Here is a 13,720-nt window from a genome sequence, read left to right on the forward strand (position 1 = left end):
TCCAGCAAGTGCAGGCAAGATGGGTACATGCTGGTTCCTTCCCGTCGCCGCCTGAAGCTCGAAGTTTGGATCGTTCTGGGCCTGTCCCTGGGCCAGTCAGCCGTGTATTCCGTGGTGCAGCTCCTGGACAAGATAACCCGTGCGCCGCTGGCTGAGGGCACTTCCACGCTGAACCGCTCGCAGAGCACGCGCGAGTACTTCGACCTGACCTACCAGCTGCTGGACATCCTCTTTGCCTTGGTTCCGGTGCTCCTGGTGATCTACTTCCTGACAGACCACCGCCAATCGGTGTCCGGCGGTCCCGGCAACACGGGGTCGGCCTTCCAAAAGCTTGGCTTCGATTTCGCCCGGCCCGGCAGGGATCTCCTGCAGGGGCTGGGGCTGGCGGGACTGATCGGCATACCTTCCCTTGGGCTTTATGCGGCGGGCAGGGCCCTGGGTATTACGACGGCGATCATCCCCAGTGCGCTCGACGCCTACTGGTGGACGGTTCCGGTCCTGATCCTGTCCGCACTCCGGCACGCGGTGGTGGAGGAGGTCATTGTGGTGGGCTACCTGATGAACCGCTTCGGCAAGTTCGGCTGGAGTGTGCCGCTCTCCATTGCTGTCAGCTCTCTGCTCCGCGGCACCTACCACCTGTACCAGGGGTTCGGTCCGTTCATTGGCAACGTGGTCATGGGCATCGTCTTCGCCTGGCTCTACACCCGGACCAAGCGGGTCATGCCCCTTGTGATAGCCCACGCGCTGCTGGACATCGTTGCCTTCGTTGGTTTCAGTATCTTCGGGAGGGCCGTCGGGCTGGGCTGAAAGCGGGGTGGCGCCGTGTACGTTCCCCCCTTGCAGCGGCGAGGCTGAGGCACGCTCGGCTACGGCCCTGGCTCGTCAGCCCGACAAGACCTGAAGCAGCGCATCCTCGAATGGGCTGGTGTTTGAGGGAAGGCATCCCGGCGGCCAATACGTTGGTTCTTTGTCTGCTTGTTCGGCTTGGTAGTGGCGGCCGGTGGGTGAGGTCCAGCCGGGTGGCTCGTTCTTCGTGGCCGGGGTTGGTGTCCAGCGGCTGTTGTGTTTCAGGTGATGGTGTTTGGGGCAGAGCTGTGCCAGGTTGCTGATGCCGGTGGTTCCGCCGTGCTGCCAGGCTTGGAGGTGGTCGGTTTCGTTGTCGAGGGAGTTGTTGTTGCAGCCGGGGAAGGTGCATTTGCCGTCCCGCAGCTGCAACGCCTTTTTCATGGCTTTGGTGAGCCGATAACTGGTGCGTCCGATCTCCAATGGTGTCCCATCGCTGGGATCAACCAGAACCCTGCGGAACGACTCGGCGCCGTTGGCAAGGAGTTTGCGGGCCATCGAGGCGGGGATGGGTCCGTATCCGTCGAGTTCGGCGGGTTCGTCCGTCAGCCCGAGGAGTGCGAACACGGGAACGGTGACGAGGACTTCGGTCCGTGGCGTCGGAACCTTTCCGGGTTCGGTGGTGAAGGCGGCAGCAGTGGCGGTGGCTATTCCAGTCCCGGTGTCTTCCTGATGGGCAGGAGTCCTGTGGGTGAGGAGTTGGTTGGCGAGGACGTCGGCTTTGCGCTGGGGAAGGGTGCGATGCTCGCCTGGTGCTTGCAGGCCGCGGGCGATGGCTGTGGTTCTGTTCCAGATGGCCTGGGCGGTGTCGGCCGGGAGGTAGGCGGAGATCCAGGCCATGCCGTCGCGGTCCGGGGTGTATTCGACCCGCCGGTCCGCGACGCTTTTGCGGTGGCGTTTTTCGATGGATTCGGGGTGGCGGCGTTCCCGCCAGCCCCGCACTTTGGCCCGGAGCCGGGCAGGGACGAGCTCCGCGGCGGGGCAACCACGGGCCGGATTGGGGGCATCGGGGTCGAGGAAGTGCTCTACGACGGCGACGGCAGCGGTGTGCTCCAGAGCCTCGGTTTCGTCTGCGAAGATCTTCGCCTGCTGCCAGGTGAGGCTCCCCGCGGACAGGGCGTCCATGACCGGCGGCAGGGCACAGACCAGCCGGGACTGAGCCACGAACGCGCTTGCGGCGCCGGAACTGATGGTGAGAATCCCTGCGATCTCCTCGACGGTGGAGATCTCCGTATAGGTCCGCTCATGCAAAGGCGCGTCGGGCGGGGTCATGGCGTGCTGCAGGTCGACGGCATCGGATGCGTCCCTAGCCTGGAGTGCGGACAGCTGGGCTTGCAGTTTCCTAGTCACGTGCATCCGTTCGAGCCGGATCTCGTAGGCCCGCCGCAAAACATCCACTCCGTCCCCGGCGGCACCTGAAGCGCCGGCGGAAGCGAGGGCGGCGTCCTTGGCGGTAAGCGCGGTGAGAGCAGCAAAAGAGGCGCGAACGTCCTCCATCGCTGCCGCCGCCCCAACACCGTTTCCCATACCAACATCATCGGCGGAGGCACTGACATTTTCCGGGCCGCCCCACAGATGCATTCGGCCGCTATCGGCAGGTGACGCCGTTGTCACCCGCTGATAGCGGCCGAAGCATTTTGCCGGGCAGTGCCCGGTCCCAATCAAGAAGGATCGGGGAAGCAAGAGGACGTCAGATCGTGACGGCCCCGTTGGCGGTTTCGAATGTGACCGACAGGATGCCAGGCGTACCGTGCGGGGCGACCCACTCAACAGCTACATCCTCGAGCGGCTTCTCCACCGGTTCACCCAGCCACTCGGTAACCCGGGAAGCGGAGCCGGCGATAGTGAGGCAGCTCATCTTGATGCTGCTTTCGTAGGCGTTGGACGGGTGAAGCGACGGGTCGCCCTCCCACTTGAGCATGTAGGGAACCTGGGGATCGGCGATGAGGCCCAGGATCCCAATCTGCTTCCATACCAATTCGCGGCCATCCGGGAACTTGCGGTTGCCGTTGACGGCTGAGCGTCCAAGGCGCTCCTCAAAGGGGGCGAGGTCGTCCACTTCGACGCACCAGCCCATCCAGCCGCCGCCGGCTGCGGAGCGTGCCCGGACAGCCTGCCCGAACGGAGCCTTGTCCGAAGCCGGGTGGTCCAGGACCTCCACAACCTCGAGGTACTTATGGCCGGCCAGCGGGATGATCATATTCCGGGTTCCGAACCGGGGGTGCACCCCGCCCTTCACTGCCTCAACGCCGAGGGCGGAAGAAATACGTTCGGTAGTGGCCGCGAGGCCATCGTGTTCACAGGCGTAAGAGACGTGATCCATGCGCATGCCATCATCTTGGCACTTTGTGATCGGGCTCTCAGCTTAGGGTAGCCTTACTGGATCTTGCCGGTATGACAGCCGGATCAGAGGGCCGTTGAGCAGCAGAAACTCCCAGGACCATGTTCGTCATATTGCTGTCCGGAGGCAATTCCCTGTTCCTACACTGGGCTCAGGTCATGAGCGCCAGCGCCAAGCCCCGGCTCGCTGGCCGGCAACCCTCCATCCGCGGTGGGGTGCCCCGGGTGAGGACCTGGTTGTCCGGCAACGGCCGGAGAGCAAGCGCGGCCCGTGGTGCTCCCAGCATGCCGGGCCCATGTCAAAGGAGCCTTGAATGTCCAACGGATGGTCTTTCGAAACCCGCCAGATCCACGTCGGCCAGGAGCCGGATGCCGCCACAGGTGCCCGGGCGCTGCCGATCTACCAGTCCACGTCATTTGTTTTCCCGAGTGCAGAGAGCGCTGCGAACCGCTTCGCCCTGGCTGAACTGGCCCCCATCTACACACGCATCGGCAACCCCACCCAGGAGGCGGTGGAGCAGCGGATCGCCAGCCTCGAAGGCGGCCTCGCGGCGCTGCTCCTCAGCTCAGGCCAGGCTGCGGAAACCTTCGCGGTCCTGAACATCGCAGAGGCGGGGGACCACATCGTCGCCAGCCCCAGCCTCTACGGCGGTACGTACAATCTGTTCGCCCACACACTGAAGAAGTTCGGCATCTCCGTCACGTTTGTCGCGGACCCGGACAACCTGGACCAGTGGCGCAGTGCAGTCCAGCCCAACACCAAGCTGTTCTTTGGTGAAGTGGTCTCCAATCCCCGCCAGGACGTCCTGGACATCGAGGGCATCTCCGAAGTAGCCCATGAAGCCGGAGTTCCGCTGATCGTGGACAACACCCTCTCCACGCCGTACCTCATCCGGCCGCTGGAATGGGGTGCGGACATCGTGGTCCACTCGGCCACCAAGTACCTAGGCGGGCACGGCGCCGCCATCGCCGGCGTCATCGTGGACTCGGGGAAGTTCGACTTCAGCAAGGACCCGGAGCGGTTCCCCGGCTTCAACACCCCGGACCCCACCTACAACGGGCTGGTGTACGGCCGCGACCTCGGTGAGGGTGGCGCGCTGGGCGCCAATCTGTCTTATATCCTCAAGGCCCGCGTCCAACTCCTGCGCGATCTTGGCTCCGCGGTGTCCCCCTTCAACGCCTTCCTGATTTCCCAGGGTCTTGAGACGCTCAGCCTGCGGGTGGAACGGCATGTGGCAAACGCCACCGAAGTGGCCCGCTGGCTGGAAGGAAGGGACGACGTCGAATCCGTTGCCTATGCAGGCCTGCCCTCCAGCCCCTGGTACCAGCGCGGCCGCAAGTACGGCCCCAAGGGCACCGGCGCGATCGTTGCCTTCAACCTGGCCGGCGGCGCCGAGGCGGGCCAGCGGTTCGTGGACGCCCTGGAACTGCACTCGCATGTTGCCAACATCGGGGATGTGCGCTCCCTGGTGATCCACCCGGCGTCGACCACCCACAGCCAGCTCTCGCCCGAGCAGCAGGTGGCGGCCGGCGTCGCTCCGGGACTGGTCCGGCTCTCGGTGGGCCTTGAGCACATCGACGACATCCTGGCCGACCTTGAGGCCGGCTTCCGCGCGGCCAAGGGTGCCTGAGCAGGAGCAATGCACGACGGCGGGAGCCGCCGCCGGTGGGCAGCAAGCCGGGAAGTCACAACCAGTCACACTCTTGGTCCGGAGCGGGTGCTGTTTCGTACACTCGAACCAGGTCATGAGTGCCAGTGACAGCCCCGGCTTGCTGGCCGGCAACCCTCCTTCCGCGGTGGGGTGCCCCGGGTGAAGACCTGGCCTGCCGGTCATTCCGCCGGCGGGCAAGCGCGTAGAAGAGGTCTTGCCATGACGGTTACCGTCACCCGTACCACCGTTCCCGAACACGGAGTTGTCCGCTACGCCTCCATTGGGGGACTGGAACTGGAGGCCGGCGGCTACCTGCCGGATGTCACGCTCGCCTACGAAACCTGGGGCACCCTCAACGCGGACGGTACCAACGCCATCCTGATCGAGCACGCCCTGACCGGCAGCACCCATGTGACCCGCGGGGACAGCGACGAGGAAGGCTGGTGGGAACAGCTCGCCGGGCCGGGGGCACCGGTGGACACGGACAGGTACTTCGTGGTGTCCATCAACATCGTAGGCGGCTGCTACGGGTCAACGGGCCCGTCGTCGCCGGCCCCGGACGGAACCCCCTGGGGTTCCCGTTTTCCCCTGGTGACGCTGCGGGACAGCACCGTGGCGGAGGCGAGGCTGGCCGACCAGTTGGGTATTGGCAGCTGGTACGCGGTGCTGGGTGGTTCCATGGGCGGCGCCCGTGCGCTCGAATGGGCCGTCACCTATCCGGAACGGGTGCAGCGCTGCGCCGTCATCGCGGTGGGGGCTGCCAGCACCGCGGAGCAGATTGCCTTCGCCCAGGCCCAGACCCTCGCCATCCGCCAGGACCCCAACTTCAACGGCGGCGACTACTACGGCGGACCCGGCCCCGAGGAGGGCCTGGCCCTGGCGCGGCGCATCGCCCATATCACCTACCGTTCAGCGGCGGAGCTGGAGGGCAGGTTCGGCCGGGCACCGCAGGATCCCGAGTCGCCCCTGCGCGCTGAATGCCTGGGGGAGCGCGGGCGCTACCAGGTGGAGAGCTACCTGGACCACCAGGGCAACAAGCTGGTGCAGCGGTTCGACGCCAACAGCTATATCGCCATCACCGAAGCGCTCATGAGCCACGACGTCTGCCGCGGCCGGGGCACGCTGCCTGAGGCGCTGGCCCGGTCCAAGGCCCGTTTCTTCGTGGCCGCCGTGGATTCGGACCGGCTGTACTTCCCGTCGCAGTCCCGCGAACTGGCCCGGGCGCTGCCGGGAAGCGTGGACGTGCACCTCATTGAGGCGCCCATCGGGCACGACGGCTTCCTCACTGAGATCGGGCAGCTGGGCGATCAGCTCCGCACGAAATTTTTGGTCTGAGCCGCTCAGCCGTTCATGATTTCGCCGCGCCGGGTCATGTACTCCTCGACGGACAATTCACCGTTGCTGTACTGCTGGTCCAGTTCCTCGAGCTTCCGGGCACGGTACCCCTGGGGGGCCGACGGCGGCGGGGGAGTGGCAGGGGCAGAAGGCTGTTCCGGAGCAGGCTGCCGGGTTTCCGGCTGCTGGAACGGCGGTTCCTGCGGGCCCCACGGGCCGTTGCCTGCCGGTGGCATGGGCGGCTGACCGTACTGCCCGGGCAGTGGCTGGCCGGGCAGTGGTTCATTGGGTGGCAGGGGCTGCTGCCGTTCGATCCGGCGGAACCCGCCTGCAAAGTAGTCCTGCTGCGTGTAGCCGTCCCGCGGCTGCTTGCTCTGCGGTCCGGCGGAGCCGGGAAACTGTCCGGGGAACTGTCCCGGGTACCCGCCGGAGAAGCCCTGCTGGTTCCTGCGGTCCACGGATTTCCGGTACATCCGCATGGCCACCGGGATCAGGAGTGACAGGATGATGATCCAGAAAAACAGGTCGAGCACGGTGCTGCACCTCTCGTAGGGGTTCGTTAAAGCTTAACGCCGGACGGCACGCGGACCGCCGTGATTCCCAGGAAAGCCGCGTACCGGTCATCAGCCGCCTGGACAGCGGGATAAAGCGGCGTCCCCGGCCGGCTGCCGGCGGGACCAGCGGAGCGGATGTCCAGTTCGCACCTGTCCGGCCGGAGGGTGTGCCGCCAGGAGCCGGCCATCCGCCCGTCGAGCAGCACCACGTGGATCGGTTCCCCGGCGGCCGGAAAAGCGGGAGCCGTTTCGCCAAAATAATGGCGGGTGGCGGAGTACCCCCACCACGTACTCGTCGTAGCACTGCATCAGGTCGACCCGCGGTTCCCGCTCCCGGCAGTCGCGCATTCAAGCCCGGCGGGGAGCCGGCGCCGGACGCGTAATAATGCACGACGCCGTCAATTTCCTCTGCAGCTAGGGCCTCCGGATGTGCCTCCATGGTTTGCCGGACGCCGTTGCGGATGTCCGCCGCGGTCAGGCCCGACCAGCCGGCGCAATCCTTCACCGTGGCAGGCCCGCGGCTCGTGAAGCAGCGGCGGGCAAGTTCCGCCAGCGCATCCGCATGGGCAAGGCCAGGTGCAGCACCCCGCGTCGCCAGAGGCCCGTCAAGGAAGGACGGGCGCCGCTAGCGCCGTGCCGTCTCCGCGCTTCCCAGCGGTCCCTCGCCCGAACCCAGCGGAACGCCCGGGCCGAAGACTGGACCCGGCGTCGGGCGTTTTGCTTTGATGCCGTCGCCGGAGGACTGGTGCCGCAGCCGCCGCAGCACCCAGGGCACAAAGTACTCGCGCGCCCACACCAGGTCACCGGACCGGGCCTGGCGCCAGGTCCGGGGCGGAAGCGGCTTGGGCTGCAGCGGCTCCAGGGTGTGCTCCACGTTCAGTGCGTCGAGCACCATGGCGGCGATGGTGTGGTGGCCCAGCGGCGAGAAATGCAGCCTGTCCTGGTCCCACATCTGCGGATCGCCCAGCTGCCGCAGGGACCACATGTCGGCGATGATGGCATCGTGCCGGGCAGCCACGGTACGCAGGTTCTCGTTGTAAATGGCAACCTTGCTGCGGATCCTGCTGAGCACGGAGGACCCGGTGTCGGGGCCATTAAAGAGGACAACGGTGGCGCCGCCCATCGCCAGGATCTGGACTACCGAATCGAGTCTCTCGGCCAGCGCGTCCGGATCGCCGCCGGGGCGGATAAGGTCGTTGCCGCCGGCGGACAGCGTGACCAGGTCCGGCTTCAGTGCCAGGCAGGGCGCCAGCTGCTGGTCCACGATCTGCTGCAGCAGCCTGCCCCGGACCGCGAGGTTGGCGTAGGCAAAGTCCGGCTGGCTGCGGCTGAGCTCCTCAGCCACCCGGTCGGCCCAGCCGCGGTAGCCGCCGGGGCTTGAGGGTTCGGGATCGCCGATGCCCTCTGTGAAGGAGTCTCCCATCGCCACATACCGGGTCCAGGGGTGGGCTCCGGAGTGTGCGGGCGGGGTTGGGATGGCACTTGCGTCAGTCACGGCTCCTATCCTGCCTTTCGGCTCGCTGGCTACGCGAACGTAGGTTGTTACCCCCGGGTAACTGATAAAAATGGAAACCATGACTGAAGCCGAAGTATTTCCTTCCCCCGTTGTCCTGTGGTCCCATCCGGAAGACCAGCGCGACGGCAAGCCGCTGCTGGTGATGCTGCACGGTTACGGAGCCAACGAACAGGACCTGCTGGGCCTGGCGGACCTGCTGCCGGGGGACTTCGCCGTCGCTTCCGTGCGTGCGCCGATCACCATGGGTCCCGGCTTCACCTGGTTCCCGCTGACCGCGTCAATCGACTACTCACTGGAGCGCGTTAAGCGCGCTTCGGAGTACGTGCTCGACTGGATCGACACCATCAGGGCGGGCCACCCCTCCGTGTCGCTCCTTGGCTTTTCCATGGGAATGGCCATGGCCACCACGCTCCTGCGGCAGCGGCCCACGGACTTTGCCGCCGTCGTCGGACTGTCCGGATTCGTGGTGGACGCCGGCGACGACCCCTCCTTCAGGGACGACGAACTGGACGGCACGGTGCCCATGTTCTGGGGCCGGGACCAGCAGGATCCGGTGATCACCCAGGACAAGATCGAGTACACGATGGGCTGGGTCCGCAAGCACGTGAAGCTGACCAAGGTGCTGTACACCGGCATGTGGCACGGCATCAACCAGCAGGAGATCGGGCACGTGGGCGAGTTCCTCACCCATGAGGTCCTGAAGAAATAGGGAGTACGACACCGGCGCCTGCGTTGGGAGGGCCGCTTCAGCCGGGCGTCCCGTCAGTCTTCCGTGGGCGCCACCACGCGGACGGTCTGGTTGTTGACCGTCACCGTGTCGCCGTTGCGCAGCTGCCGGCCCCGCCGGTCGTCGATCTCGCCGTTGACCTTGACCAGCCCGTTTTTGATCAGCTCGGTGGCCTCCACGCCGTCCTCCACCAGGTTGGCAAGCTTCAGCAGTTGGCCCAGGCGGATCATGCTGTCGCGGATGGGGACGTCGTCAACAGTGTTGCTCATAGAGCAATGATGCCTGACGTAGGGTGGGTGCAATGACCTCCACCTCCCGCCTGCCCGTCCTCGCAGGCCTGCCGCTGGCGGTGGGCGCGGGCCTTGCCATCCCTGTCCAGGGCCGGATTAACGGCGCATTGGGTGTCCGGCTGGACGACGGCATCGCCGCAGCGGTGGTGAGTTTCAGCACAGGGCTGCTGGTCATGATCCTCATCTCCCTGCTCCTGCCGCGGGGGCGTGCCGGGCTGGCACGGATCATTCCGGCGGTCCGTTCCCGGGCGTTCCCGCCCGTGTACGTCCTGGCCGGCGGGATCGGCGCGCTCTTTGTGTTCGCCCAGTCCTTCACCGTCGGCATCCTCGGGGTGGCGCTGTTCACGGTAGCCACCGTGACCGGGCAGACGGTCAGCGGCCTTTTGGTGGATCGGCTGGGCCTCGGCCCCGCAGGAAAAAAGCCGGTGACCGGCATCCGGATCATCGGCTGCATCCTGACCATCGCCGCCGTCGCCTGGGCAGTTTTTCCCCGCTTCGCCGGGTCCGGAAGTGCGTCCGACGGCGGCCCCGCGGCGCTGCTGGTTCCCCTCCTGCTGCCCCTGGCGGCAGGGTTCCTGATGAGTTTCCAGCAGGCCATGAACGGCACGGCAACCGTGCACTACGGAACACCCATTGCTGCCACCCTGGTCAACTTCGTGGCCGGCAGCCTGGTCCTCTGGGCAGTGCTCGGCGCCAAGGTGGCGGTGGCAGGCCCGGGCAACCCGTTGCCGGGAGAGTGGTGGTACTACCTGGGCGGGCCCATGGGCTGCGTGTTCATTGGCCTGGGTGCGCTGCTGGTCCGGAGCCTGGGCGTGCTGGTGACCGGCCTGGGAATGATCGCCGGGCAACTGCTGGGTTCGCTGGCGCTGGACGTGGTGCTGCCGGCCCCGGGCAGCGTCGTGGCGCCTGCCACGGTCCTGGGCACTATCCTGACCCTCGCCTCGATCATCCTGGCCACCCTGCCCTGGCCCCGGGGCGCGCTCCGGGGGCGCGGCCGGTAGTCTAGGACACGCAGCTTTTACGCATCCCCTTCATCTGCCCCGCCCGGCTGCCGGACGTGCCTACCTCCGGTATTGCGCGGGGCCTGAAAACCGCGGACCGCACCCAGCGGCCCTGTAGAAATTGGAGTTACCCCATGGCAGCAAAATCCGTTCTCGACCAGGTCATTTCCCTCTCCAAGCGGCGGGGTTTCGTGTTCCAGGCCGGTGAGATCTACGGAGGTTCGCGTTCTGCCTGGGACTACGGGCCCCTTGGCGCCGAGCTGAAGGAAAACATCAAGCGCCAGTGGTGGCAGTCGATGGTCCGCGGCCGCGAGGACGTGGTGGGCCTGGACTCCTCGGTCATCCTGCCCCGCCAGGTCTGGGAAGCCTCCGGCCACGTCGAGGTCTTCTCCGACCCGCTGGTCGAGTGCCTGTCCTGCCACAAGCGCTACCGGGCCGACCACCTCGAAGAAGAGTACGAGGAGAAGAAGGGCCGCCCGGCCGAGAACGGGCTGAAGGACATCGCGTGCGCGAACTGCGGCACCCGCGGTGAATGGACTGAACCGCAGGAGTTCTCAGGCCTGCTCAAGACCTTCCTCGGTCCGGTGGCCAGCGATGAAGGCCTGCACTACCTTCGTCCCGAGACGGCGCAGGGCATCTTCGTGAACTTCAGCAACGTGCTCACCACCTCCCGCAAGAAGCCGCCGTTCGGCATCGGCCAGATCGGCAAGTCCTTCCGCAACGAGATCACCCCCGGCAACTTCATCTTCCGCACCCGCGAGTTCGAGCAGATGGAGATGGAGTTCTTCGTCGAGCCCGGCACGGACGAGGAATGGCACAAGTACTGGATGAACGAGCGCATGGCGTGGTACACCGGCCTGGGCATCCGGGAGGAAAACCTGCGCTTCTTCGAGCACCCGCAGGAAAAGCTCAGCCACTACTCCAAGGGCACCACGGACATCGAGTACCGCTTCGGCTTCCAGGGCTCCGAGTGGGGTGAGCTGGAAGGCATCGCCAACCGCACCGACTTCGACCTGTCCACCCACGCCAAGGCCTCCGGCGCTGACCTGAGCTACTTCAACCAGGCCACCAACGAGCGCTACACGCCGTACGTCATCGAGCCCGCAGCCGGCCTCACCCGTTCCTTCATGGCCTTCCTGATTGACGCCTACACCGAGGATGAGGCCCCGAACGCGAAGGGCGGCGTGGACGTCCGCACCGTCCTGAAGCTGGATCCCCGCCTTGCACCGGTCAAGGCGGCCGTGCTGCCCCTGAGCCGCAACGAGGACCTTTCGCCGAAAGCCAGGGACCTGGGCGCCCAGCTGCGCAAGAACTGGAACATCGACTTCGACGACGCCGGCGCCATCGGCCGCCGCTACCGCCGCCAGGACGAGATCGGTACCCCGTTCTGCATCACCGTGGACTTCGACACCCTCGAGGACCAGGCCGTGACCATCCGCGAGCGGGACACCATGAGCCAGGAACGCGTCTCCCTGGACAAGGTCGAGGGCTACCTGGCCGCACGCCTGATCGGCGCCTGACCATGGCCATCGAATACCGCGAATGGCAGGAGGGCGACGACCTCGCCCTCCTCGAAATCTGGGGCGACCCGGAAACTGCCCAGGCGCGCCAGTTCCGCGGCGCGCTCGCGGTGTCCTCAAACGGGACCGGCGGCAGCCCCTGGCGCCGCTGCATCGTGGCGGAGGACGTCATCGACGGCGTCGGGATTCCCGTCGCGGCCGGCGTCGTGTACGAGGCGTCGCTGCATCCCGAACGGCTGTGGACCTACATCGAGGTGGCCCGGGACCACCGCCGCTCCGGCATCGCTGCCAGCCTCCTGGCCATGCTGCGCCGGGAAGCCGGCCAGGCGCCGTCGGGCGTAACCAGGCTGCGCGCAAAGGTGGAGCCGGGCACCCCTGGTGCCGCTTTCGCCGAGGCCGCGGGCCTGTCGCCCATCCAGCGTTCACGCCTGGTGGTCGTTGAACCCGCGGCGCTGAAGCTTCCGGTGTTCCCGGACAAGGACTACGGCGGGCGGCCCGTCAGCGGTGAGAACGCCGGTTCCGACGTGGTCATGGACCTCGCCACCGGATCAGTGGAACTGACGGACGTGGTGGGCCGGTACTACACCTCGATCCACAGCTGGGACCCGCCCGGGGTCCTGTCCGTGGGGCAGGTGCAAAAGCTGTTCCTCGATGAACTCACCGGAGCGCACGGCGCCATTGTGCTGCGTGCCCGGCCGGAGTCGGCGTTCGGCGCGGGCGTGGCACCGGGCAAGAAGGGCCACATCCGGGCCTTCGCCGTCAGCTATGCGGCCCCCGCAACTCCCGATTCCTCACAAGCCGGGCAGACCGTCCCGGAAGCTCCCACCGAGGTCTTCATCGGCCATGAGCCTGCGTTGGACGCCGATGACGCCGCCGAGGCAGTCCGCGACATCCTTGCGCTCATTGCGTACCAGCACCCTGTGATGCTGGAACTGGACGACTCCATGGCAGCCCTGCGCGCCGCCGTCGAACCCCTCCTGGAGAGCGGCAAAGCCCGGCTCGCGGGCGCGGAAACCCTCGTCGTCTCGGACTGACACCAGACTGACTCGCACTTAATGTTCCCAAAACCCGTTTTCACGACGTTGAGTGCCAGTCAGTTGGGCTGGGGTCCCGGAGCAGTCAGAGGGTGACGTGGATGGCTGACTCCGGCAGGAGCTGGCCGAAGGCGCGGGAGAGCCGGACGTCCGCGCCGGTGCTCCCGGCGAAGGACTTGAGCACGAAACCGGTGGCAAGCGTCTGCCAGAGCCGGGTCTTGCGCAGCATAAAGTGCCCGGCACCCCGGAGCGCCACGTACTGCATGCCCTCAGCTACCGCAGAGGCGCGGCGGGCGAAAGCCAGCGACTGCGAGGGGCTGGTCCACCGGTCTGTGGTGCCATGGACGATCAAAACTTTCTTTCCTGCCATATTGGCGACAGGAGTCTCAGGGCTGAGCCACGGTGCCAGCGCCACCACGGCCTTCACCTGGGGATGGTCCGCTGCGCAGACTGCCGTCAGTCCGCCCATCGAGTGCCCCAGCAGGAAGACCGGTACATCCGGATGCTGTTCGGCGATCTGCGCCAGGGCCCAGCGTGCGTCCTGCAGTGGGGACATGTCCGGCCCGTTCCATCCCCGGACGCTGTTCCGCAGGGACCACACCGCCAGTCCGTGCTTGCGGCCCGCCCGGTGCAGGTGCCTGGCGAAAGGCACCATCCGCGCCGGGCTGAGGTGCCGGGCTTCCACCGGTTCACGGCTGTATGACTTACCGCCATGCAGGACCAGCGCCACGCCCCTGGTGTGGCATGATGCGTTGAGGACGCCCAGCACGGCCCGGTGGCCCGGCACTTCGGAAATTCCCTCAGCCGGCAGGCTGCTGCTGCCCTCGGCGCTTCGGTTGGCCACGCCTGGTACCTCCCCATAATCCATTTATCAACCCTACGGTGCCGGACGTAGAGTTCAAGGTATG

General features: G+C 66.6%; 13 protein-coding genes, 2 pseudogenes and 2 riboswitches. Of the genes and pseudogenes, 7 read left to right on the plus strand and 8 right to left on the minus strand.

From position 1 onward, the window contains the following. Positions 1 to 27 precede the first annotated feature (27 nt). Positions 28 to 807, plus strand: a complete 780-nt coding sequence (locus FDW83_RS05510; RefSeq protein WP_138136598.1) for a CPBP family intramembrane glutamic endopeptidase — start codon at positions 28 to 30, stop codon at positions 805 to 807. Positions 808 to 882: 75 nt separating this feature from the next. On the opposite strand, the gene FDW83_RS05515 is transcribed toward FDW83_RS05510, so the two are convergent. Then, a complete protein-coding gene (locus tag FDW83_RS05515) occupies positions 883 to 2,370 on the minus strand; it encodes an HNH endonuclease signature motif containing protein (RefSeq protein ID WP_138136599.1) in 1,488 nt (495 codons plus the stop codon). Positions 2,371 to 2,533: 163 nt separating this feature from the next. Then, entirely contained in the window at positions 2,534 to 3,172 is a 639-nt protein-coding gene (locus FDW83_RS05520) for a VOC family protein (RefSeq protein ID WP_138136600.1), read from the minus strand. A gap of 166 nt (positions 3,173 to 3,338) precedes the next feature. Beyond that, positions 3,339 to 3,454: riboswitch (SAM riboswitch) on the plus strand. A gap of 43 nt (positions 3,455 to 3,497) precedes the next feature. Between FDW83_RS05520 and FDW83_RS05525 the strand changes: the two genes are divergently transcribed. Together FDW83_RS05525 and FDW83_RS05530 are read left to right on the plus strand one after the other, a co-directional pair. After that, entirely contained in the window at positions 3,498 to 4,814 is a 1,317-nt protein-coding gene (locus FDW83_RS05525) for a bifunctional o-acetylhomoserine/o-acetylserine sulfhydrylase (protein WP_138136601.1), read from the plus strand. A gap of 111 nt (positions 4,815 to 4,925) precedes the next feature. Next, positions 4,926 to 5,042, plus strand: a riboswitch (SAM riboswitch). 12 nt (positions 5,043 to 5,054) lie between these two features. Beyond that, positions 5,055 to 6,170 carry a homoserine O-acetyltransferase gene (locus FDW83_RS05530; RefSeq protein WP_138136602.1) on the plus strand — a complete coding sequence of 372 codons (1,116 nt, stop codon included), beginning with the start codon at positions 5,055 to 5,057 and terminating at the stop codon, positions 6,168 to 6,170. Positions 6,171 to 6,175: 5 nt separating this feature from the next. Here the strand turns inward: FDW83_RS05530 and FDW83_RS05535 are convergent, their stop codons facing one another. The 4 genes and pseudogenes from FDW83_RS05535 to FDW83_RS05550 form a co-directional block, all read right to left on the minus strand. Further along, a complete protein-coding gene (locus FDW83_RS05535; protein ID WP_138136603.1) occupies positions 6,176 to 6,703 on the minus strand; it encodes a hypothetical protein in 528 nt (175 codons plus the stop codon). A 26-nt stretch (positions 6,704 to 6,729) separates the two neighbouring features. After that, positions 6,730 to 6,951 (minus strand): annotated as a pseudogene (locus tag FDW83_RS19665) (winged helix DNA-binding domain-containing protein); the annotation flags it as partial. Positions 6,952 to 7,172: 221 nt separating this feature from the next. After that, positions 7,173 to 7,229, minus strand: a pseudogene (locus tag FDW83_RS19725) (hypothetical protein); the annotation flags it as partial. Positions 7,230 to 7,349: 120 nt separating this feature from the next. After that, complete coding sequence (locus tag FDW83_RS05550; protein ID WP_138136605.1) at positions 7,350 to 8,219, minus strand: SGNH/GDSL hydrolase family protein; 870 nt, start codon at positions 8,217 to 8,219, stop codon at positions 7,350 to 7,352. A 79-nt stretch (positions 8,220 to 8,298) separates the two neighbouring features. On the opposite strand from FDW83_RS05550, the gene FDW83_RS05555 reads away from it, so the two are divergent. Further along, the gene (locus tag FDW83_RS05555) at positions 8,299 to 8,949 is read left to right on the plus strand and encodes an alpha/beta hydrolase (protein ID WP_138136606.1); all 651 of its coding nucleotides are present in this window, start codon (positions 8,299 to 8,301) and stop codon (positions 8,947 to 8,949) included. Between the two features lie 53 nt (positions 8,950 to 9,002). On the opposite strand, the gene FDW83_RS05560 is transcribed toward FDW83_RS05555, so the two are convergent. Then, positions 9,003 to 9,236 (minus strand): RNA-binding S4 domain-containing protein, encoded by a 234-nt coding sequence (locus FDW83_RS05560; protein WP_138136607.1) that lies wholly within the window; start codon positions 9,234 to 9,236, stop codon positions 9,003 to 9,005. 32 nt (positions 9,237 to 9,268) lie between these two features. Between FDW83_RS05560 and FDW83_RS05565 the strand changes: the two genes are divergently transcribed. From FDW83_RS05565 to FDW83_RS05575, 3 genes are all read left to right on the plus strand, one after another. After that, positions 9,269 to 10,258, plus strand: coding sequence for a DMT family transporter (locus FDW83_RS05565; RefSeq protein ID WP_138136608.1), 990 nt, complete (start codon positions 9,269 to 9,271; stop codon positions 10,256 to 10,258). A 134-nt stretch (positions 10,259 to 10,392) separates the two neighbouring features. After that, entirely contained in the window at positions 10,393 to 11,778 is a 1,386-nt protein-coding gene (locus FDW83_RS05570) for a glycine--tRNA ligase (protein ID WP_138136609.1), read from the plus strand. Positions 11,779 to 11,780: 2 nt separating this feature from the next. Continuing rightward, positions 11,781 to 12,812, plus strand: a complete 1,032-nt coding sequence (locus FDW83_RS05575; RefSeq protein ID WP_138136610.1) for a GNAT family N-acetyltransferase — start codon at positions 11,781 to 11,783, stop codon at positions 12,810 to 12,812. 85 nt (positions 12,813 to 12,897) lie between these two features. Here FDW83_RS05575 and FDW83_RS05580 read toward each other — a convergent pair whose 3' ends face one another. Then, on the minus strand, positions 12,898 to 13,656 hold the full coding sequence (locus tag FDW83_RS05580; RefSeq protein WP_240720860.1) for an alpha/beta hydrolase: 759 nt from the start codon (positions 13,654 to 13,656) through the stop codon (positions 12,898 to 12,900). Between the last annotated feature and the right edge of the window lie 64 nt (positions 13,657 to 13,720).

This window comes from Pseudarthrobacter sp. NamE2, from assembly GCF_005796205.1.
Classification (GTDB): domain Bacteria; phylum Actinomycetota; class Actinomycetes; order Actinomycetales; family Micrococcaceae; genus Arthrobacter.